The organism is Streptomyces sp. NPDC037290, assembly GCF_055603245.1.
Genome location: NZ_JBVJVZ010000001.1, coordinates 655,720 through 677,065 on the forward strand (window position 1 = coordinate 655,720; position 21,346 = coordinate 677,065).

Sequence of the window (21,346 nt, forward strand, 5' to 3'; positions counted from 1 at the left end):
GGCGTTGACTATAGTCACTAAAATTTTTGTGCGGCTATAGTTTTCTCGTGGATCTCATGGACGAGGAACTTCCGCTGAGGGAGCGCAAGAAACGGGAGACGCGGCAGCGGATCTCGGACGTCGCGACGGGCCTGTTCGCGGCCCGCGGCTTCGACGCCGTGACGGTCGCGGAGGTCGCGCGGGCGGCGGGCGTCTCCGCGATGACCGTCTTCAACTACTTCCCGCGCAAGGAGGACCTCTTCCTCGACCGCATCCCGCAGGCCGCCGAACTCCTCGCCGGTGCCGTGCGCGACCGCGCACGCGGCGAGACCCCGCTCGCCGCCCTGCACCGGCTCGCGCTGCGCCTGCTCGACGAGCGGCACCCGCTCGGCGGCGTGGGCGAGACCTTCGCCCCCTTCTGGCGGGTCGTCGCCGACTCGCCGGCGCTGCGTGCCCGCGCCCGCGAGGGCGCCGAGGAGGTGGAGAACGAGCTGGCCACCGCCCTCGCCGCGACCGACGCCCCCGACCCCCGCCTGCTGGCGGCCCTGGTCGTGGCGGCCTACCGTACGGTCTTCGCCGCCTCCGTACGCCGGCTGATGGCGGGCGACGCCGTGGAGACGGTGGCCCGTCGCCACCGGGCGGCCCTGGAGGCCGCGTTCGAGGCACTCGGCCGGACGGGCCTGGACGGCCGGGCGAGCTGAGCGCACACCGCCGGCCGGGACGCGGCATGGATACGAGGCCTGAATGCGTTGCACCCTGGGCTGCAACCGCACGACAAGGGGGTGTTCCATGCCGGAACAGGCGCTGTGGACGCGGGCCCGGCTGGGCCGGGGCGGACCCCCGCTCGACCTCCTGACGGCGAACTTCCGCCGGCACACCTACGCCCCGCACGCCCACGAGGAGTACACCGTCGGCGTGTGCGTCGGCGGCTGCGAGGTGATCGACTACCGGGGCGGCCACATCCGCACCGGACCGGGCACCATCGTCGTCCTCGACCCCGGCGAGATGCACACCGGAGGTCCCGCCAACGCCACCGACGGCTACGCCTACCGAGCGCTGTACGCCGCGCCGGCGCTGCTGGCCGACGGCATCCTCGGCGGCCTGCCACACTTCCGCGAACCGCTCCTCGACGACCCCGAACTCGCCGCGGCGCTGCGCCGTGCCCACACCGAACTCAGCTCCTGCCCCGACCCCCTGGAGACCGAGTCCGTGCTGCCCTGGCTGCTGACCGCGCTGGCCCGCCGCCACTCCACGGCCAGACCCGGACCCGACCTGGTCCCCGGAGCGGGGACGATAGCCCTGACGGTCCGCGACCGCCTGGCCGACGAACTCACGGCACCCCCACCGCTGTCCTGCCTCGCCGCCGACCTGGGCCTGTCCCGCTACCAGCTGCTCCGGGCCTTCCGTACGACGATGGGCGTACCCCCGTACGCCTGGCTCGCCCAGTACCGGGTGAACAGGGCGCGGGCCCTGCTGGAAACCGGGCTGCGCCCGGCAGAGGTGGCCGGTCTCGTGGGGCTTCGCCGACCAGGCGCACATGACCCGCTGGTTCCGCCGGGTGCTCGGGGTGACGCCGGCGGCGTACCGCAACAGCGTTCAAGACACCCCGTGAGGACGTGGCCGAAACTCACGGCATGACTGCACGTGGCTGGTTCCTGTTCTCCCTCATGGGAGTGATCTGGGGCATCCCCTATCTGATGATCAAGGTGGCGGTGGACGAGGTGTCCCCGCCGGTGGTCGTGTTCACGCGCTGTGCGCTCGGCGCGGTCCTGCTGCTCCCCTTCGCCCTGCGCCAGGGCGGCCTGCCCAGGACCGTACGCACCCACTGGCGCCCCATGCTGGCCTTCGCGTGCCTGGAGATCCTGATCCCCTGGTTCACGCTCACCGACGCCGAACGGCACCTGTCCAGCTCGACGGCCGGTCTGCTGATCGCGGGCGTACCGATCGTGGGCGTGATCGCCGCCCGCCTCCTGGGGGACACCGAACACCTCGGAGCCCGCCGCGTCACCGGCCTCGCCCTGGGCCTGGGCGGTGTGACGGTCCTGACCCTTCCCCACCTGACCGGCGGCGATGCCCGCTCCCTGGCCGAGGTCCTGCTGACCGTCCTGGGCTACGCCACCGCCCCCCTGACAGCCGCGCGCCGTCTGAAGGAGGTCCCGTCCCTGCACCTGACGGCGGCCTGTCTGACCCTGGCGGCCGCGGTCTACGCCCCGGTGGCGATCGTGGCGCGGCCGTCGTCCGTCCCCTCTTCCACCGCGCTGGCGGCCCTGGCCGGCCTGGGCGTGCTCTGCACCGCGGTGGCGTTCGTGGCGTTCCTGGAGCTGATCAGGGAGGCGGGCCCCACCCGCGCCACGGTGATCACGTACGTCAACCCGGCGGTCGCGGTGGCGGCCGGCGCGATGTTCCTGCACGAGCCGCTGACTCCCACGGTCCTGGTGGCCTTCGCCCTGATCCTGGCGGGCTCGGTCCTGGCCACGGCCGCCGGCCCGCGCAGGTCCCGGCGCCCGGTACCATGGTCGACACGGCAGACGAGCCGGGCGGACGGCCGCGTGGAGTCCCCCTAGGGGGCTTCCCGAGGAACGTCCGGGCTCCACAGGGCAGGGTGGTGGCTAACGGCCACCCGGGGTGACCCGCGGGACAGTGCCACAGAAAGCAGACCGCCGGGGACCTCGTCCTCGGTAAGGGTGAAACGGTGGTGTAAGAGACCACCAGTGCCCAGGGTGACCTGGGCAGCTAGGTAAACCCCACCCGGAGCAAGGTCAAAAGGAAGCACCCCGGTGTTTCTGCGCGGACGTTCGAGGGCTGCCCGCCCGAGTCCGCGGGTAGACCGCACGAGGCCGGTGGCAACACCGGCCCTAGATGGATGGCCGTCGCCCCGGCGTCCGCGAGGACCCCGGGGAACAGAACCCGGCGTACAGCCCGACTCGTCTGCCGCTCCTTGCGGAACGCCCCGCGAAGCGGTGTCCCTCCTGTCACCGTGCGTAATCGGCCTGAATTCATATCCGCCGTCTCTCCATGTGGACAAGATGTGGTAACCATCTGTCAGATGTGCGAGGGTGAGTTGAGGGTTCACGGGGAGAGATGCAATTAACGGGGTGCTTGGGGTGCTGTCGTCGCCTGCCGGTAAACTTCGATTCCGTGTGCTGGGTCCACTGGAAATATGGGCGGGCGATAAGCGGCTGCAGCTGACAGCCCCGCGGCTTCAGATCACGTTGGGAACGCTTTTGCTGAAGCCCGACCGCACCGTTTCTGTCGAGGAGCTGGCGCAGAGCATCTGGGAAGGCCGGACGCCGGCCGATCCGGCGAACCAGATCGCCATCTGTATCTCCAAGCTGCGCGGCCGGTTCCAGCGGGTGCGGACGGCGGGCGATCTGATCCTGACCCAGCCGCCCGGTTACCTGCTGGCCACGCAGGACGTCGAGCTGGACACGCGGCGCGTGCAGGCCCTCCAGGCGGAGGCCGACGAACTGGCGGCCGCCGGGGACCACGCCGGGGCGGTCTCCTGTCTCGACCGGGCGCTCGCGCAGTGGCGCGGTCCGCTGCTCGCGGGCCTCACCCGGCAGGCCTGGCAGGCCGAGGCCCGCGTGTGGGAAGAGGCGCAGGTGGCGCTGCGGGTCAGGAAGGCCGAACTGCAACTCGGCCTCGGGCAGTACGAGCCGGTGATCTCCGAGTTGTCGGCCTTCATACCGGAGCACCCGTTCTTCGAGAGGCCGCGGGCCCAGCTCATGACGGCCCTGTACCGGTCGGGCCGGCAGGCGGACGCACTGCGCCTCTACCGCGACACCTCACGGCTGCTCGACGAGTCACTCGGCCTGGCGCCCGGTGCCGAACTGCAGCAACTGCGCCAGGAGATCCTCAGCAGAGCCGTGCCGCCCGGCCCCGAGGCCGCTCACGCCGTCTTACCGTCCGCCCCCTCCCCGCTGCCCGCCAGGCCGTGCCTGCTTCCCCGTGACATCGGCGAATTCGTCGGGCGGGAGCAGGAGAGGGCCAGCCTGGTCGAATACCTGAAACCAAAGGGCCGGCATGTTCCGGTCGTCGAATTGGTGGGCGCGGGCGGAACGGGCAAGTCGACCCTCGCCATTCATGTCGGGCATCACCAGCGGGCCAATTTCCCGGACGGTCAGCTTTACATTGATCTGCGCGGCCTCGACAAAGTTCCAGTGATGCCGGAGGAGGCCCTCGCTCGCTTTCTTCGAGAGCTGGGACTGCCGGGATCCGACATTCCTGACGGGCTCGACCAGCGTGCCGAGAAATTTCGGGCACTGTTGACCGACAAGCGCGTGCTCATCATTCTCGACAATGCATCCGACGCCGCTGGTATCCGCCCCCTGCTGCCGGGAACGGACAGCTGTGGCGTCATCGTGACCAGTCGTTCCAGGGTCGCGTCGTCGTTTTCCGCACAGGTCGTGGAACTGGGCGGACTCCCCACGGAACAAGCCGTGGAACTGCTGTACCGCAGCGCCGGGCGCGAGCGGTCACCCGCCGAACAGGGCGCCGCGCAGCGACTGGTCGGGTACTGCGGCAACCTGCCCCTCGCGGTGAGCATCGTCGGCGCCAGGCTGGCGGCCAAGCCGCACTGGACGGTGAACCGTGTCGCAGAGCGGCTCGCCGACGAACGGCGCAGGCTCGACGAGCTGGAACACGACAGCCTGGCCGTCCGTACCACCTTGGAGCTCTCCTACGACGGCGTCAGCGCCGACGCCAAGGCGCTCCTGCACCGTCTGGCGCTCCTCGCCGTACGGGACTTCGCGGACTGGCTCGCGCCGCCCCTGCTGGGCCTGGACAGGGACAAAGCCGAGGACCTGGCCGAGGAGCTGGTGGACGCCCGGCTCATCGAGGTGACCGGCCGGGACCGGGCGGGCCAGCTACGCTACCGCCTCCACGATCTGGTCCGCCTGTTCGGCTCCGAACGGGCCGAGGGCACCGAACCGGAGTCCCAGCGCCGCGCCGCGGTCTCCCGCACGGCCCTCGCGGCTCTCGCCCGGGCCGACGCGGCCCACCGCACCGTCTGCGGCGGCGACCACACCGTCGTACGCAGCGGTGTGGCGAGCTGCGACGGCGACAGCGGCTTCACCGATGCCGAGGACGCCGATCCCTTGCGCTGGTACGAGGCCGAACGCGGCACCCTGACCACCCTGGTGCGGCAGGCAGCCGGCCACGGGCTCGCCGATGTCGCCTGGGACCTCGCCGCCGTGTGCCGCTGTCTGTTCAGCACGCGCGGGCACTACGACGACTGGCTGGAGACCCATCAGCATGCGCTGGACGCTGTCCGTTCGGCGGGCGACAGCAAGGGCGAGGCCGCGCTGCTCCTCGGCTTGGGCGAGCTGTACCTCGACAAGCGCGACCACGCCCGGGCGGCCGTGCTCCTCGAGCGGGCCCACACGATGTTCACCGAGCTGGGGGAGGACCACGGTGCCGCGCTCGCGCTGCGCGGGGCCGCCTGCGCGGACCGGATCCTGGGCCGTTACGAGCAGGCGCTGGAGCGCTGGCGGGCCTGTCTGCCCGTACTCGGCGCACACGGGGACCTGGAGGCCCGGGCCCAGGTGTTGCGCCGGCTCGGCCTGACCCTGCTCGAACTGAGCGATCTGGAAGGCGCCGAGCCGTACCTGAGGCAGGCCGAGGAAGTCACCCGCGGCGGTGCCGGCCGGTCGGCCGGTCAGGTGCGGCTGGCCCTCGGTGATCTGCTGCGGGCGCGGCGCCGGCTGGGCGAGGCGGAGGCCGAGTACGCCCGGGGCCGGGAGCTGGCGGAGGCGCTCGGCGATGTCGTCGGTGCGGGCTGCGCCGACTTAGGCCTGGGAGTCATCGCACTCGAACGCGGGCAGACGGCCGGGGCCCGCCAACTCCTGGGCGAGTGCCTGGAGTCGGCGCGTGCGGTGGGCGACCCCCTGCGTGAGGCGTTCACCATGTTCTGCCTGTCCGGCGCACACGCACACGAGGGCGGGTTCGCCGAGGCCGAGCGACTGCTCCTCGCGTCCACCGCGATCTACCGCGACCTCGGCACGCCGGTTCGCTACGCGCGTTGTCTGCGGGCCCACGCGCGGGTCATCGACCTGCGGGGTGGGGACGCGGCCGAGGCGGCCGGTCTGCGCTCCCGGGCGGCGGCCGCGGTGGCAGCCACGGGCTCGCCCCTCGCGGCCAAGGCCTTCGACCTGACGGCGGGCCTGCGCTACCCGCTGGTGCTGTGACCCGCCGGGGACCGTCGGGTGTGTCTGCTCGATTTCTCCTCGATGTCCATAGAAACCCGCAGGTCAAGCGCGTTTTTCGGGATAGGCAACACCGTTGGGGAACGTCCTTGCTCCCACCGTTGACATCGGACAGGATTGCGGACAGCGGCGAGTTCCAGCGACGCAACGTCGCCGCGAAGGCAGTGGAAGCACGGGGAAGCGGCCAGAAGCCCGAGGGCGCCGGGGCGGCCGGCAGGACCCCCTGAGCCGCGCCCGGTCCCGCTGGACTGCCCCGACAACGGACCTGTCAGAGAAAATTGCGATCTCAACATTTGAGATTGCTTTCGAAAATATTTGATCCGTAGTGTCCACGCTGGATAGAAAAGGTTGTTGTGGAGCAGCACGAGAACGTCGCAGTCGACACCGGCAATCAAATCGACAGTGCCCGCGAGACAATCGATGCCCTGGATCTGCAGATCATAGAGATAATCCAGCGTCGCCGGGCCATATCGCTCCAAATTCAGCAGCAGCGCATGCGTGAGGGTGGGACGCGAACTGTTCTCTCTCGCGAGAACATCATCCTTGAGCGTTATGCGACCGGGCTCGGTCCGGAAGGGACTGCTCTCGCCCTGAACATCCTGAGTCTTTGCCGGGGCAAGATCCCCAGGTCCGACTCGTGACGGCGAGCGGGACCGTGCCGCCGCGACTCGGCGACATCTCCTTCCTCAACTGCGCCCCGATCCGCTGGGGCCTGGCCGACAGCGGAGCCCTGCGCAAGATCGATCTCGTCTCCGCGACACCGGAGCGCCTTGCCGCGGAGCTCCTGTCCGGTGCGCTGGACATCAGCCCGGTCAGCCTCGTCAGATATCTGCGGCACGCGGACGACCTGTGTCTGCTGCCCGGTCTCGCGATCGGCAGCGACGGCCCGGTGGGCTCGTGCCACATCGTCTCGCGCGGCCCGCTCGAGGGCCTGGACGGACAGGTGGTCGCGCTCTCCGAGGCCAGTCGCAGCACCGCCCTGCTGGCCAGGATGCTGCTGGAGGACGGGGTCGGTGTGCGCCCCGTGTACCGCACGGTGCGCCAGGACCTGGACGGGATGCTGAGGACGGCCCGGGCCGCCGTCGTCATCGGTGACGACGCGTTGCGTCTGCAGGCCGACGTGCCGCGCGGCCTCACCGTTCACGACACCGGCGCGATGTGGCGGAACTGGACGGGTCTGCCCATGGTCTTCGCGGTCTGGGCGGTGCGCCGTGAGTTCGCCGAGGCTCGTCCGGACGTGGTGCGCGAGGTGCAGGCCGCGCTCACCGACGCGGTCGGGCGGGCCCGGTCGCACCCCCTGGAGGTGGCGGCCGCGGCGGCCCGTGCGTCGCACGAAGGCCGGGCCGGCGCCCTCGAGGTGCCCGTGCTGCTCGACTACTACCGATCTCTCGACTACTCGCTGGGCGACCGCCAGCTGGCCGCGATCCAGGAGTTCGCCGAACGCGCCGCCGCTCGCGGCGAGACGCCCTTTCCCGTGTCCGCGCGCATACCGATTCCCGGAGGACGCACGTGATCCGTCACATCGTGCTTTTCAAGTTCAAGCCCGGAGTTTCCTGGGACGATCCCAGGGCGCAGGAAGCGGAGCGAGTCGCGGCCAAGGTGGGCGGCGAGGTACCGGAACTCCACGAGTGGAAATCCGGCCGCAACATATCTGGCCGTTCCATCGCGTACGACTTCGCGGTGATCGGCCTCCTGGATGACGAGGACGCACTGGAGCGGTATCTGGTGCACCCGTTCCACCAGGAAGCGATCCGGCTTTGGCGAGAGATCAGCGACTGGGTTATCGCGGATCTCGAAGAGTAGCAATTCTTTGCAAGAGTGAATTTCCAGTAGGGGTTAGTAGTGAGCGCTAAGTACGAGAAGTGTGCCTTTGTCATCGACAAGGACCTCGCCCCCGGGCTCGCCATGAACACGGTGGCGGCGCTGTCGATGTCCGTCGGACGGTTCGTGGAGGGGATCATCGGCGACGCCGTCAAGGACGCCGACGGTCAGGCACACAGCGGCATCACGGCGATCCCGTTGCCCATCCTGAAGGGCGAGGCGACGGACCTGCGGGACATCGCGCTGAAGGCAGCCGGCATGCCCGACGTCTTCGTGGTCGACTTCACGGCGGTCGCGCAGTCGTCGCGGAGCTACGACGAGTACATCCGCCGGACGTCCGAGCTGCCCACTGCGGAACTGCCCTACATCGGAGTTGCCGTCTGCGGCGGCAAGAGCGCCGTGAACAAGCTCACCGGCAGCCTGCCGCTGTATCGCTGACGCGACTGACACGAGGGAAACATGTTCACCGTCTTCAACGAAGAACTCGACAGGACCGCACGGGAGATACGCGACCGCCACCAGGCGTTCGCCGCGGGCGGATGGACCGACGCCGCCCTGGCCGGCCACCAACTCCAGGAGTTCCGCCGCACGGTGGCGTACGTGAAGGAGAAATCCCCCTTCTACGCACGGCACCTGGCGTCGGTGGACCCGGACTCCCTCACGTCCCTGGCTCCCGAGCACCTCGCCTCCGTACCGTTCACGACGAAGGACGACCTGCGGCGGGAGTTCGAGAACGTGCTCTCGCTCCCGCTGTCCAAGGCCTGGATCTTCTACGAGACCACCGGTACCACCGGCCGCAGCACTCCCTGCCCGCGGAGCAACACCGACTCGCTGCACAACAACACCGCGCTGACGGTGTACTACGACACGGTCTTCCGGCCGTTCGGAGACGAGCAGGTGATCGGCGTGTCCGGGCCGACCGAGCTGCACGCCTTCGGCGACACCTTCGGTGACGTCTGCCGCAACCTGGGGCACGCCGTCGCCAAGATGTGGCCCCACTCGCCGATGGTCGGGTACGACCGCGCGCTGGAGACCCTGCGGGTCCTTCCGGCCACCGGCCTGTTCAGCACGCCGGGGATGGCACTGTCGCTGGCCAAGAAGGCGTACGCGGCCGGCCTGCACCCGCGGCGGGACTTCCGTCTCGACGTCGTGATGTGCACGGGTGAACTGGCCTCCCCCAGCCTGCTCGAGAACATCGGCGAGGTGTGGGGAGCCAAGGTCTACAACGCCCTCTACGCCTCGCAGGAGGCTTCCGTGATGGGCGCGGCCGGCGCCGACGGTGCCCTGTACACGGCCCCGCTGCTCAATCTGTACGAGGTGATCGACCCGGACACCGCGCTGGCGGTCGCGCCGGGACCGGACGGCGTGCGCACCGGCGAACTCGTCGTCACCTCGCTCTACCAGGGCAGCAAGCCCCTGGTGCGCTACCGCACGGGGGACCTGGTCCGGCTGGGCCCGGCCGCCGCGCACCGCACACTGCCCGCGCCGACCCTGGAGGTGCTCGGCAGGACCCGCGACAGCCTCTCGATCGGCGGCAGCCGGATCAGCGGCTACGACCTCGAGGAGCTGCTGCTCTCCCAGCCCCGGGGCTACCTCGACTACCAGATCGTCATCGACGCGGTGGACGGCCAGGACGAGCTGACCCTCCATCTCGAAACGCCCCCCGACGGTGAAGGCACGCGCATCGACGAGGCGGCGATCGCCGCAGCCGTGCGTGAGCGGCTCGACGTCCCGGTCCGGTTCGCGTACGGCCCGCTCGGCGGTGTCACCACGACCGGCGCCATGGTCAGCTGGAAGGCCGCCAGGGTGGAGGACCGGCGTCGCTCCGCCCCGGACGAGGAGCGTGCCGCCGCGCTCGCCGTGGCCGGCGGGAGGGCCCAGTGACCAGCGCCGTGGCAGCGGCCACGGGCACGGCGGCACCCTCCCTCGCGGCCCTGGCCTACCACGACGGGGAGTTCGTACCGCTGGAGCGGGCCCAGGTGCCCGTCACCACACAGGCGCTCCAGTACGGCACGGGCGTGTTCGAGGGGATCCGCGCCTACGCGCAGGCGGACGGCGGCCTGGCGGTCTTCCGCGGCCACGATCACTATCTGCGCTTCCTCAGGAGTTCCCGGACCCTGCGCATCGACGTGGGGCGGGACGCGGAGGAACTGTGCGGGCTGACGGCGGAACTGCTCCGCCGGATCGGCTCCACCAGCGACATGTACGTCCGCCCGCTGGCCTACAAGCGCTCACTGCTGCCCGGGACGCCGCCCGGCGTCCAGCTCACCGGGGTCTCGGACGCCTTGTCGATCAACGCGTTCCGGATGGGCTCCTACACCGACCGCGGCGGGATACGCGTCGCGATCAGCTCGTGGCGCAGGCCCGAGTCCGGTGTGCTCCCGGTCCGCGCGAAGGTCACCGGCGGCTACGTCAACAACGCGCTCGCCGTGGACGAGGCGCGGGCCGCCGGGTACGACGACGCCATCCTGCTCAACAGCCGGGGCCAGGTCGCCGAGGCCAGCACGGCCAACGTGTTCGCGGTCGTCCGGGGCCGGCTGGTCACGCCGCCGGTCTCGGCCGATCTGCTCGAGGGCATCACCAGGGAGACGGTCGTCACCCTGGCGGCCGAACTGCTGGACGTCGAGACCGGATTCCAGGACCTCGGCCGTGACGATCTGTGCAACGCCGACGAGGTGTTCCTCACCGGCACGGGGGCGGAGATCGTGCCGGTGACCGAGATCGGCGGCCGCCCCGTCGGGGACGGTGTCCCCGGACCGCTCACCACCGCGCTGATGGCCGCGTACCACGAGGTCGTCCGCGGCAAGAACCAGCGATATCGCCATTGGCTCCAGGCCGTCGGCTCCGCCGCGGCCTGACCGTCAGCTTTTGGGGGAAACCATGATCCAGGCAGCAGGCTGGATAGACACCGCACTGTCCCTGGGCCCCGCGGTCGAGACCATCGGCACGCTCGGGCCCGCCGGCACCAGCAGCGAGCAGGCGGCCCTGTACCTCTGGGCCGACCACGGTCGCGGCGGCCCGCCGGACATCCGGCTCTACAACACCTACGAGGACGCCGGCAAGGCACTGCGCGAGGGTGCCGTCAGCCATGTCGTGATCGCGAACGCCTACGCGTCGGTGCACAACTTCTACATGGACCCGTCGCTGCGGTTCGCCGGCGCGTTCCTCTTCGACACCCCGCACTACGGCATCGCCGTCTCCCCGGGGCACCGCATCCCCGACGCGGCGCGGATCGCCACCCACCCGGCACCGGTCCCCCTGGTCGAGGAACTCCTGCCCGAGGAGTACTCGGTGGCGGAGATCTGCTACGCCACCTCCACCAGCGCGGCAGCCGACCAGGCTCGCCGCAGGGAGACCGATCTGGCGCTCACCACACTGCCGGCGGCCAAGGCCAACGCCCTGGAGTTCATCTCCCGTACCCGGCCGATCCGCATGCTGTGGTCGGTCTTCACCGTCGCCGGTACGGACTCCTGAAGGAAACAGGTACACCCATGCTCCTGATCGACCGAGCCACGGTGCGTGAGCTCTACCCGGTCGAACGCGCCCTGCCGGTGATGGCCGAAGCCATGCGCCGGTACAGCAGCGGCCAGGTGGAACTGCCGCTGCGGACCATCCTCCGGCCCGAGAAGGACACCGGTCTGCTGGGCACGATGCCCGGGTTCGTCGCCGGGGACGACCTCGCGGGATACGGGTTGAAGGCCATGGTGCTCAAGCCCGAGAACCCGGCCCGTGGTCTCGATCTGCACATCGGTGTCGTCATGGTCTTCGACCCGGAGACCGGTGCTCCGCTGGCGATGATGGACGCGGGCGCGGTGACCGCCGTGCGCACCGCTGCCGTGTCCGCCGTCGCCACTGGGGAGCTGGCGCGGCCGGACGCCGGGGATCTCGCCGTGCTCGGCTCCGGGGTGCAGGCCCGTAGCCACCTGGAGGCCATGCAACTGGTCAGGCCGCTGCGCCGGGTCCGGGTGTGGAGCCGTACCGCCGGGAACGCCGAGGCCTTCCGCACATGGGCGGCCGCGGAGCTGGGCATCGAGGTGGAGACCGTGAGCACCCCGGCGGCAGCGCTGGCGGGGGCCGACCTGGTCTGCACCACGACGGCGGCGAAGGAACCCGTGGTCCAGGCCGCGGACCTCGCACCCGGAGTGCACGTCAACGCCGTCGGCGCGTCCTTCATCGATCATCGCGAGGTGTCCTCGCGGGCCGTGGCGGGAGCGTCCTTCTTCGTCGACAGCCGGGAATCGGCTCTCGCCGAGTCCGGTGACCTGCGCGCGCCGCTCACCGAGGGCCTGGTCGGACCCGATCACATCCGGGCCGAGCTGGGCGAGGTGCTTCTCGGAGCCCGGCCCGGGCGCCGTGCGGAGACCGAGATCACCGTCTTCAAGTCACTCGGCCTCGGCGTCCAGGACATCATGTCCGGATTCGCCGTCGCCGAGGAGGCCGCCGCCCGCGGGCTGGGCCGGACCTTCGAACTCGACTGACCACCGCGCCCGTGAACAGCACCCCCGAGAAGCAGCAGAGGAGAGCTCCAGGAGTGAGTCCGCACTCGCCTTCGCCGCGCGCCGTGCTCGACGGCATACCGGCCTACGTGCCCAAGCCGCCCAGGCCGCCCGCCACGGGCACGTCGTACCGGCTTTTCCTCAACGAGAACCCCTGTCCGCCGTTGCCCTCGGCCCTCGCGGCCGTCTCCGGGGCCGCGTCGCGGACCAACCTCTACCCGGGGATCTTCCCCGACCAGCTCGCGGACGCCCTCGCGCGCAAGCTGGACGTCCCCCTCGCGCACGTGGTGACCGGCCCGGGATCGGTCGGCATCTACCAGCAGATCGGCCAGGCCATGCTCTCGCCGGGCGACGAAGTGGTCTACGCCTGGCCCTCGTTCGAGGCCTTTCCGATCGTCGTGCGGATGGCCGGCGCCGTTCCGGTCGAGGTGCCGCTCACCGGCGGGACCCATGACCTGGAGGCGATGGCCGAGGCCATCACGCCCCGAACCACCATGGTGCTGCTCTGCGAGCCCAACAACCCCACGGGCACCGCCGTCGGCGCCGCCGAGCTCAAGCGGTTCCTGGACCGGGTACCGGGCCGTGTCCTGGTCGTGCTGGACGAGGCCTACTTCGAGTTCTACCAGGAACCGGACGCGCCGGACGGCGTCGAACTCCACCGGGACCGGCCCAACCTGGTGGTGCTGCGCACCTTTTCGAAGGCGTACGGCCTGGCCGGACTGCGCGTCGGCTACGGCGTGGCCCACCCCGAGATCGCCGAAGCCCTGCGCAAGTGCGCCGTGCCGTGCGGAGTGAGCCGGATCGCGGAGCAGGCGGCCCTGGCCGCGCTGGAGGCGGAGGACGAACTCCTCGAACAGGTGGGCAGGATCACCGCCGAGCGCGAGCGGTTGCGGGAGGCTCTCGGCGCGCAGGGCTGGAGCGTCCCGCCGAGCGCCACCAACTTCCTCTGGCTGCCGCTCGGTGCGGACGCGAGCGCGGTCGCCGCCGCACTCGAGCAGCGCGGGCTGCTGGTCCGTGACTTCCCCGGGGCCGGGCTGCGGATCACCGTCGGCAGCCCGGAGGCCAACGAACTGCTGATCTCGGCTCTCGGAGACCTCACACCGGCTCGATGACGTTCTTCCGCAGGTGCCCGTAGACCACCGAGGTGCGGACGTCCGCGAGTTCCTGTCGCTCGGTCAGCTTGTCCAGGACCACCGAATGCAGGTGGTCGGCGTCGCGCACCGCCACGTGGAGGAGGAAGTCGTCGGTGCCCGTCAGCACGAAGACCGCTATCACCTCGGGCATCCGCGCCACGAAGGCCTGGAACTGCTCGATGACCGCACGGGTCGGCGGCCGTACCCGCACGGCGATGATCGCCTGCAGTCCCCGGCCGAGCGAGGGGAGGTCGACCTCGGCGTGGAATCCGAGCAGCGCGCCGCGCTCACGGAGGGAACGCACCCGCTCCAGGCAGGTGGAGGGAGCGATCCCCAACTCCTGTGCCAGGTCCCGGTTGGTACGCCGACCATCCTGCTGCAGAAGCCGCAGCAGCGCCGAATCTAGTTCGTCCATGTTCCTTCAAGCTCCCGGAGGGCCGAATTATATTCGGTCAGCATGCCATAGTCCCGGACTGATTGCTAGCATTCCCGCAGTAACTCCGTTCTTGATTCGCTTCTCCACTACGCGGCCTGGGCGGTGTCGGGAGAGTTCGGACGGGAAGGGGCATCAGGGGTGGACGACCGGAGGGCCAGGGCCGTGGCGGTCTGTTCCGTCGTGGCGGCCGCGCTGTTCTGGAGCAGTTCGTACGCGGTGACCAAGGAGGTGCTGGCGGACGTCGGGCCGCTGACCATCGGGGCCATCCGCTTCACGTTCGCCGCCGTACTGCTCGGGGCCACGGTGCGTGTGCGCCGCAACCCGGCCGCCCGGCCGGACGCCCGCCAGCGGCGGATGATCTACCTGAGCGGTCTGCTCGGCATCACGCTCTACTTCGTGCTGGAGAACTTCGGCGTCGAGCTGTCGACCGCCTCCGACGCCTCCCTCATCGTGGCCTCCTACCCGCTGATGACCATGCTCCTGGAGCTGGTGATCTTCCGGACCAGGATGCCGCTGCTCCGGGTCGGCGGCGTGCTGCTCGCCGCCGTGGGAGCCTTCCTGGTCGTGCGCAACGGCGCGGAAGTCGGAGGCAGCGCCCGCTGGTTCGGCGATGTCCTGCTGCTCCTCGGCGGGCTGGTGTGGGCCGGGTACAACGTGCTGGCCAAGTCCGCGGGACGCGGGCAGGACGCGGTGAACCTCACCTACTACCAGACCGTCGCGGGCGCCGTCGGCTTCCTGCTCGCCTCGCTCCTGGAGATCGGGGACTGGCGGGTGCCGGACGTCAAGGCCTCGGCGCTGCTCGCCTATCTGGCGGTCGCGTGTTCCGTCGGCGGCTTCCTCCTCTACAACTACGGCCTGCGCCGGATGACCTCGAGCGTCGCGGTCAACATCCTCAACCTGGTCCCGGTGTTCGGTGTGCTCGGTGCCGTGGTGATCAACGGAGAGACCGTCCGGCTCGCGCAGGTCTTCGGCGGTGTGATCATCATCGCCGGTGTGGCACTCGGGATGGTCGAACGCCGAACGGCGGTCGAGCCGGCGGCCGTCACCGAGCCGACGCCGGTCGGCGAGCGCGCCTGACCGGAAACCAGGCATCAGGAAACAGGAAACAGGGAACAGGACCGGGACGTCCCAGGGGGGCCCATGCACACCGTGACCGAGCGGCTGGACAATTCCTTCTTCCAGGATCCTCAGGGCTTGTTCGCGCGGCTGCGCTCGTCCGCGCCGGTGACCGAGGCGATCACGCCCGAGGGCGTCCGGGTCTGGCTCGTCACCCGGTACGAGGACGTGCGCGCCGCGCTGGCCGACCCGCGGGTGGCCAAGGACTGGGTGACGCACATGACGCCCGAGGACTTCGACATCAACGTCGATCCCGTGCAGGCCTATCTCGACCAGCACATGCTCAACCTCGACCCGCCCGACCACACCCGGCTGCGCCGCCTGGTGGTGAAGGCGTTCACTCCGCGCCGGGTGGCCGCCCTGCGGCCCCGGATCTCGGCCGTCACCGACGAGTTGCTGGACGCGATGGCGGACGGCCCCGCCGAGACGGAGCTGATCGAGGCGTTCGCGTTCCCGCTTTCGGTGACCGTGATCTGCGAGCTGATCGGCATCCCGGTCGGCGACCGGGAGTCGTTCCGTGCGTGGTCGGAGACGGTGCTGTCCTCGCAGGGGACGCGTGAGGAGTCCCGCGCGGCCGCCGTCGCCATGCACGAGTACTTCACGCAGCTGGTCGAGCAGCGCCGGCGGGCACCGGAGGGCGACCTGCTCTCGGCGCTGATCGCGGCCCGGGACTCCGAAGACTCGCTGTCCGAGCACGAGTTGCTCTCGATGATGTTCCTGCTGCTCGTCGCCGGGCACGAGACGATGCTGAACCTGATCGCCAACGGGGTGCTGGCGCTGCTGACCCATCCGGCCGAACTGGCGCGGCTGCGGGAGGATCCCTCGCTGTTGCCCTCGGCGGTCGAGGAACTGCTGCGGTTCGCGAACCCGCTGAACCACGCGACCGAACGGTTCACGCTGGAGCCCGTGACCATCGGCGGCGTCACCATTCCCGCGAAGGAATGGGTCATGCTCGCCTCGGCCTCGGCGAACTGGGATCCGGCCCGGTTCACCGACGCCGAACGGCTGGACATAGGCCGGGACACGTCCGGGCACATGGGGTTCGGGCACGGGATCCACTACTGCCTCGGCGCACCACTGGCGCGGCTGGAGGGCGAGATCGCCTTCGGGGCGCTGCTGTCCCGGTTCCCCGAGCTGGCGCTGGCGGTCCCCCAGACCTCCCTGCGGTGGCGGCCCTCCAGCCTCATCCACGGGCTGGAGGACCTCCCCGTCCGGCTGCGCGGCTAGGGCCCGTCCGGCGGATCATGCCGGAGTCGCGGGGCTGATCCGCCGGACAGACCCCAGGGGCCCGTCCGGCGGGTCACGCCGGAGTCGCAGGGCCGGACAGGCCCTGGGCCGCTTCTTCCGGCTTCTGCGGAACCGCCGTCGCCGGGCCGGACTCCAGCAACGTCTTCTTGATGACGGCGACCACCTCGTCGGGCGCGGCGTGGTGGTAGAAGTGGCCGCCGTCGAACACCTCGAGACGGAACTCCGCCGACGTCAGGCTTTCCCACGCGCCGAGCCTGTCCACGCTGACGCCGGGATCGCGGTGACCGCCCAGCGCCGTGACCGGGACCGGCACCCGCAGCGACGAACTCGGGCGCGGGACGTACGTCTCCCAGACCTCGAGGTCCGCACGGAACAAGGGGAGCAGGAGCTGCACCAGCTCCGGCTGGGCCAGCGTCTCCGGTGTCGTCCCTTCCAGATCGGCGATGGCCGTGAGCAGGTCGTCGTCCGTCTGTTCGTGCAGCAGCGGTCCCACCGGCGGCAGATGCGGTGCGCCCAGCCCCGAGACGAACAGGTGCCTCGGAGGCTTGCCGAGAGCACACAGCGCATGCGCCAGTTCGTAGCACAGCAGAGCGCCCATGCTGTGCCCGAACAGGGCGAAGTCCCCTCCCGCGCGGCGCGCCAGGGGCCCGGTCAGCTCGGCGACGATCTCCGAGGCCGAATGGAACGCCGGCTCCCTGTGGCGGCTCTCCCGCCCCGGCAACTGCACGAGTATCGCCTCGATGCCCGGGGCCAGCGACGCGGGCCAGTCCCGGTAGGCCGACGCGCCCGCCCCCGCGTGGGGCAGGCAGAACAACTGGACCGCGTCCGCCTCCAGTGCCGGCGCGGGAGCGGACGACGGCCGGCACGGAGGGAACCAGGACTCGTCGGTCGCCCCCGTCATGACTGCGCCACCCCGGGCCGGGCGGCCGGATCGGTCCGCTCCCTTACGTACGTGGCGATGCCGCGTGCCGTCGGGTCCTCGAAGAACTCCGCCAGCGTCATGTTCACGTCGAAGCGCCTGCCCACCTGGGTGAGCAGCCGGATCGCCAGCATCGACTGCCCGCCGCTTTCGAAGAAGTTCTCCTCGCGGCCGAAGCTCGGCACCTTCAGCAGCCCCGCGATGATGGCGGCGATCTCGTCGTCGAGCTCGCCGGCGTCCGCCTGGCGGACGTCGTCGTCCGCCGGCGGTGACGAGACCTCCGGCAGCGGCAGCTGCGCCCGGTCGATCTTCATGTTGGCGTTCTTCGGCAGTTCGGGGAGGCGGACGAGCCGTGCCGGCACCATGTAGTCGGGCAGCCGGTCCCGCAGGAACGCCAGAAGGTCAGCTGTTTCCGGGGACGCCTCGCCTGCCGCCACGTAGTAGCCGACGAGTGTCTTCTCCCCGGTCGCCGTGTCGGTGACGGCGACCGTCACCGCTTCCCTGACCCCGGAATGCTGCAGCAGCGTCGCGTCGATCTCGTTCAGCTCGACCCGGAAGCCCCGGATCTTCACCTGGAAGTCGGCACGGCCGACGAAGTCCAGTGAGCCGTCCGGCAACTGGCACACCAGGTCCCCCGTGGCGTACATGCGCATGCCCGGCTCCGCCACGAAGGGGTCGGGAAGGAACCGTTCGGTCGTCAGCTCCGGACGACCGAGATAGCCACGAGCGACACCGTCACCGCCGATGTAGAGCTGGCCGGGCATCCCGGCCGGCAGCGGCCGCAGCATGTCGTCGAGCACGTAGCACGTCGTGTTCGAGATGGGGCGGCCGATCGGCACACGCAACCGGTCCGCGGGCATCGGCGTGACGTGGTGCGCGGTGGCGAGCGTCGTGCACTCGGCGGGGCCGTACCCGTTGATCAGGGTGCAACCCGGCAGCGCCGAGACCGAGTTGGCCTGGGCGACCGCCATGACGTCGCCGCCGACGAGAACGTGGGAGACCGTGGCGAACGTCGAAGGATCGTCCGCCGCGAGCTGATTGAAGAGCGGTGTCGCGATGACCATGGTGTCGATACGGCGCTCGCGCAGGGCGGCGGCCAGCCGGCCCGGCGAGAGAATGGTGTCGCGGTCGAACCCGATGAGTTCGCCCCCGTTGAGCAACGCCCCCCACACCTCGATCGTCGCGGCGTCGAAGGCCGCGTTGGAGATCTGTGCGACCCGGTCTCCCGGCTTGAACGTGAGGTAGTCGGTGTCCTGCGTGCGCGCCACCACGTTGCGCTGGGTGACGCAGATTCCTTTCGGCGTGCCGGACGATCCCGATGTGTACACCACGTAGGCGAGGTCTTCGGGGCCGGCGCCGCCGTCGACCCGGACGTCATGAGCGGCGCTGTCGCGCACGGCGTCCCCGAGGTGCTCGGCGACCGTGAGCACCGGTATTCCGAGACCGCTCGGATCCTCCGCGTCCGCCTCCGTCAGCAGAGCCACGGGCTCCGCCTCTTCCACGATCGTGCGCAACCGGGCGGCCGGGTGGGCCGGATCCAGGGCCAGATAGGCACCGCCGGCCTTGACGGTGGCCAGCATGCCCACGATGACGCCGAGGTTCCGGTCGGCCTGGATCGCGACCAGCCGGTCGGGCCGCACGCCCAGTTCCCGCAGCCGGGAGGCGAGGGAGTTGGTCACCCGGTCGAGCTGCCGGTAGGTCAGCGTCACGGAGCCGTAGGTGACGGCGGGTGCGTCGGGCCAGCGTGCGACGTGCTCCGCGAACAGATCGCTCAGCGACCTGTTCCGGGGAAAGTCGCCGGCCGGCCGGCTCGGCGCAGCGAGAGGCACCGTGTCGATCCCCACATCAGACTTCGGCATGGGCGTGCAGTCCTTTCTCGTCACATGATTCCTTGGCCGGCTGGTCGGCGTCGGCCGGCAGCCAGAACGGCATGACGTTCCCGACCTTCTCGATCATTCCGTGGCAGTAGGACCCGCTGTGGTCGCGGCTCTGCGTCGGCATGAACGGATACTGCAGCCGCTTGTGCTCGACCTTGAACACGCCGTCCGCCGGCATCGCCTGAATCTGGACCGCGTCGGCCAGATCCGCCAAGTGTTCCGGCGGGACCTGCACGGTGTAGCTTCGCGGCCCACTGTCCAGGAAACGCAGCTCCTGGAAGTCCTCGGCGCTCACGTCCAGGGGTGTGTTGCTGTACATGTAGGGGCGGTTCAGCATGTCGATCTCGAACAAGGCCCGCACCTTGTCGTCGGCCCACCACTCCTGGCTCTGCGCGAAGCGCCGTACGTGCTCGGTGAAAACGTCCCGGTGCTCGTGCAGCACGGTGTGGATGTAGAGGCCGTAGTTGTTCACGTCGTAGTAGTCGGCGTCCCGGATGGAGCGTTCCGCGTACGCGAAGACGGGGTCGTCCCCTCCCTGCCGGCGCAGGAACTCGGCGAAGGCGGCGAAGATGTCCTGGTACTGCATCCCCGACTGCTTCACCAGGTAGCGGCTCACCGCCCGGAGGCTTCGCGTGTTGTGCAGTGCGTGGAAGGCGTAGAAGAAGTACATGCCCTCGACGAACTCCGGTACGGACACCTCCTTCGTACCGATGACGACGCGGGCTTCCGCGACATCCCCTCCGGCCGGGCGGCTCACGATTCCCATTTTTTCCGAACTGTGGAATATGGGAGTATTGTTCAGGAGCAGGTGCGGGTACGCGATCACGGTTTGCGCCTCGTTCTCGCACAGCGTGCCGATGCCGCGCTTGAACGAGTCGAGGGTTTCTCCCGGCAGCGGCCAGATGAGCTCGATGTAGGAGCTGATCTGCTTCTCGCGCAGATCTTCCTGGATCTCGGCGAAGGCGTTCAGCTTGATGTTCGACCGCGAGATCAGCTCAAGGCTGGCCGGTTCGAGGGTCTGCAGGGAAACCGGCTGCGAGGCGATGAGGTTGGCGTCCTGGAAGATCCCCGTGATCTTGGTGACCGCATGCGGCTTGTTCTTCGCCGCCGAGAAGTAGACGACGTTCGGGGCCCCGTGTTCGCCGGCGCAGTCCGTGATGTGCCGGGAGATGTCGACGTCCCGGCTCAGCATTCCCCAGTTCGCGTCGGCGATGAAGAGGAAGAGGATCTCGTTCTTGGCGATCCACTTGATTTCCTCACGGACCCGCTCCTCGTCGAAGCGGTGCACCCGGTCGTTCGTCGCGGCGCCCCAGAAGCAGAACCCGCAGTGGTAGGGGCAGCCGCGGTTCGTCTCCAGGATGGCGATGCTGTACGCGGAGTCGAAGACCCCCGTCAGGTACGGCGAGGGAATGTCGTCCAGGTTGCTGATCCGTGGTTGCTTCGTGGTCGTCACCAACTCGCGGTCACGGTAGAAGCTGAGGCCCTGCACGGCATCGAGCTGCGGGCTGGATTCGGTCAGCGCGCGGAGGTACTGCGTGAAGGTGATCTCGCCTTCGCCGTTGCAGATGACGGTGCGCTCGTCGGTGCTGTTGAGGTAGCGCTGGGCCTGCGACATCACCTGGGGGCCGCCGAGGATGATCTGCGCATGCGGCCGCGCCTGCCTGACGGCGTCCACGACGGACCGCACCAGGCCCATGTTCCACACGTAGCAGCTGAACGCGTACACATCGGCGGCCGACCTGAGCAGGTCCCGGATGATCTCGGCCCGGGGTGTCTTGGCGACGGTCGAGTACCGCTCGAACCGGTACTCGCTGCGAACCACCGAATCCGTCATGGCGTACGCCTCGAGATAACCGGAGGCCAGCGGTGTCATTCGCTCGAAAACGGACAGCTCGACGAGCAGGACGTTCTTCATTCGCTCACCTTTCAGGAGGTGGGAAGTGCCCCGCGAGTGGCGCCGCCTGCGACGGCCCCCGTCTCATCGGGGGCCGGAGGACCGGCAGTTCCACATGCGTGTTCATCGGCAGCGCGCGGGACAGACAGAAACGGACCGTCAGGAGGAGCGCGGCGGCTGCGTGTCACCCCCCCGGTGGTTCACGTGGTTCGTGAGTAGTGATC

Annotated in this window: 17 protein-coding genes, 1 other RNA gene and 2 pseudogenes; 16 read left to right on the forward strand and 4 right to left on the reverse strand. The window is 69.8% G+C overall.

Annotated features, from left to right (window positions below; genetic code table 11):
• The first annotated feature begins 56 nt into the window (after nt 1-56).
• The 14 genes and pseudogenes from ACZ7HQ_RS03025 to ACZ7HQ_RS03090 all read left to right on the forward strand — a co-directional run bounded on the left by ACZ7HQ_RS03025 (nt 57) and on the right by ACZ7HQ_RS03090 (nt 13,611).
• The gene (locus ACZ7HQ_RS03025; protein WP_470985185.1) at nt 57-680 is read left to right on the forward strand and encodes a TetR/AcrR family transcriptional regulator; all 624 of its coding nucleotides are present in this window, start codon (nt 57-59) and stop codon (nt 678-680) included.
• A gap of 88 nt (nt 681-768) precedes the next feature.
• Nucleotides 769-1,591 (forward strand): annotated as a pseudogene (locus ACZ7HQ_RS03030) (AraC family transcriptional regulator).
• Nucleotides 1,592-1,676: 85 nt separating this feature from the next.
• Nucleotides 1,677-2,393: pseudogene (locus tag ACZ7HQ_RS03035) on the forward strand (DMT family transporter); the annotation flags it as partial.
• Nucleotides 2,394-2,508: 115 nt separating this feature from the next.
• An RNA gene (gene rnpB / locus ACZ7HQ_RS03040) (RNase P RNA component class A) lies at nt 2,509-2,910 on the forward strand.
• A gap of 293 nt (nt 2,911-3,203) precedes the next feature.
• The gene (locus ACZ7HQ_RS03045) at nt 3,204-6,164 is read left to right on the forward strand and encodes an AfsR/SARP family transcriptional regulator (protein ID WP_470983853.1); all 2,961 of its coding nucleotides are present in this window, start codon (nt 3,204-3,206) and stop codon (nt 6,162-6,164) included.
• A 371-nt stretch (nt 6,165-6,535) separates the two neighbouring features.
• Nucleotides 6,536-6,823 carry a chorismate mutase gene (locus tag ACZ7HQ_RS03050; protein ID WP_470983855.1) on the forward strand — a complete coding sequence of 96 codons (288 nt, stop codon included), beginning with the start codon at nt 6,536-6,538 and terminating at the stop codon, nt 6,821-6,823.
• Nucleotides 6,820-7,695 carry a menaquinone biosynthetic enzyme MqnA/MqnD family protein gene (locus ACZ7HQ_RS03055; RefSeq protein WP_470983858.1) on the forward strand — a complete coding sequence of 292 codons (876 nt, stop codon included), beginning with the start codon at nt 6,820-6,822 and terminating at the stop codon, nt 7,693-7,695. The genes ACZ7HQ_RS03050 and ACZ7HQ_RS03055 overlap by 4 nt, the downstream gene beginning before the upstream one ends.
• Complete coding sequence (locus ACZ7HQ_RS03060; protein ID WP_470983860.1) at nt 7,692-7,985, forward strand: Dabb family protein; 294 nt, start codon at nt 7,692-7,694, stop codon at nt 7,983-7,985. Before ACZ7HQ_RS03055 ends, ACZ7HQ_RS03060 begins: the two co-directional genes overlap by 4 nt.
• Nucleotides 7,986-8,024: 39 nt before the next feature.
• Nucleotides 8,025-8,441: a DUF2000 domain-containing protein gene (locus tag ACZ7HQ_RS03065; protein WP_470983863.1), complete on the forward strand. Its 417-nt coding sequence runs from the start codon at nt 8,025-8,027 to the stop codon at nt 8,439-8,441.
• A gap of 21 nt (nt 8,442-8,462) precedes the next feature.
• The gene (locus ACZ7HQ_RS03070; protein WP_470983866.1) at nt 8,463-9,887 is read left to right on the forward strand and encodes a phenylacetate--CoA ligase family protein; all 1,425 of its coding nucleotides are present in this window, start codon (nt 8,463-8,465) and stop codon (nt 9,885-9,887) included.
• Nucleotides 9,884-10,861: a branched-chain amino acid transaminase gene (locus tag ACZ7HQ_RS03075; RefSeq protein ID WP_470983869.1), complete on the forward strand. Its 978-nt coding sequence runs from the start codon at nt 9,884-9,886 to the stop codon at nt 10,859-10,861. The genes ACZ7HQ_RS03070 and ACZ7HQ_RS03075 overlap by 4 nt, the downstream gene beginning before the upstream one ends.
• A 22-nt stretch (nt 10,862-10,883) precedes the next feature.
• A complete protein-coding gene (locus tag ACZ7HQ_RS03080) occupies nt 10,884-11,477 on the forward strand; it encodes a prephenate dehydratase domain-containing protein (protein WP_470983871.1) in 594 nt (197 codons plus the stop codon).
• Between the two features lie 17 nt (nt 11,478-11,494).
• Nucleotides 11,495-12,481, forward strand: a complete 987-nt coding sequence (locus tag ACZ7HQ_RS03085; RefSeq protein WP_470983873.1) for an ornithine cyclodeaminase family protein — start codon at nt 11,495-11,497, stop codon at nt 12,479-12,481.
• A 53-nt stretch (nt 12,482-12,534) separates the two neighbouring features.
• Nucleotides 12,535-13,611: a histidinol-phosphate transaminase gene (locus ACZ7HQ_RS03090; protein WP_470983876.1), complete on the forward strand. Its 1,077-nt coding sequence runs from the start codon at nt 12,535-12,537 to the stop codon at nt 13,609-13,611.
• Here the strand turns inward: ACZ7HQ_RS03090 and ACZ7HQ_RS03095 are convergent.
• Complete coding sequence (locus tag ACZ7HQ_RS03095; protein WP_470983878.1) at nt 13,595-14,047, reverse strand: Lrp/AsnC family transcriptional regulator; 453 nt, start codon at nt 14,045-14,047, stop codon at nt 13,595-13,597. The two genes, ACZ7HQ_RS03090 and ACZ7HQ_RS03095, sit on opposite strands and share 17 nt — an antisense overlap.
• 159 nt (nt 14,048-14,206) lie before the next feature.
• Between ACZ7HQ_RS03095 and ACZ7HQ_RS03100 the strand changes: the two genes are divergently transcribed.
• Together ACZ7HQ_RS03100 and ACZ7HQ_RS03105 are read left to right on the forward strand one after the other, a co-directional pair.
• A complete protein-coding gene (locus ACZ7HQ_RS03100; protein WP_470983880.1) occupies nt 14,207-15,145 on the forward strand; it encodes a DMT family transporter in 939 nt (312 codons plus the stop codon).
• Between the two features lie 63 nt (nt 15,146-15,208).
• Entirely contained in the window at nt 15,209-16,411 is a 1,203-nt protein-coding gene (locus tag ACZ7HQ_RS03105; protein WP_470983883.1) for a cytochrome P450 family protein, read from the forward strand.
• Between the two features lie 73 nt (nt 16,412-16,484).
• On the opposite strand, the gene ACZ7HQ_RS03110 is transcribed toward ACZ7HQ_RS03105, so the two are convergent.
• The 3 genes from ACZ7HQ_RS03110 to ACZ7HQ_RS03120 are packed head-to-tail and all read right to left on the reverse strand — an operon-like array spanning nt 16,485 to nt 21,143.
• Nucleotides 16,485-17,333, reverse strand: coding sequence for a thioesterase II family protein (locus ACZ7HQ_RS03110; RefSeq protein WP_470983886.1), 849 nt, complete (start codon nt 17,331-17,333; stop codon nt 16,485-16,487).
• Complete coding sequence (locus ACZ7HQ_RS03115; RefSeq protein WP_470983888.1) at nt 17,330-19,210, reverse strand: amino acid adenylation domain-containing protein; 1,881 nt, start codon at nt 19,208-19,210, stop codon at nt 17,330-17,332. Before ACZ7HQ_RS03115 ends, ACZ7HQ_RS03110 begins: the two co-directional genes overlap by 4 nt.
• A complete protein-coding gene (locus ACZ7HQ_RS03120) occupies nt 19,197-21,143 on the reverse strand; it encodes a cobalamin-dependent protein (protein ID WP_470983891.1) in 1,947 nt (648 codons plus the stop codon). The genes ACZ7HQ_RS03115 and ACZ7HQ_RS03120 overlap by 14 nt, the downstream gene beginning before the upstream one ends.
• Between the last annotated feature and the right edge of the window lie 203 nt (nt 21,144-21,346).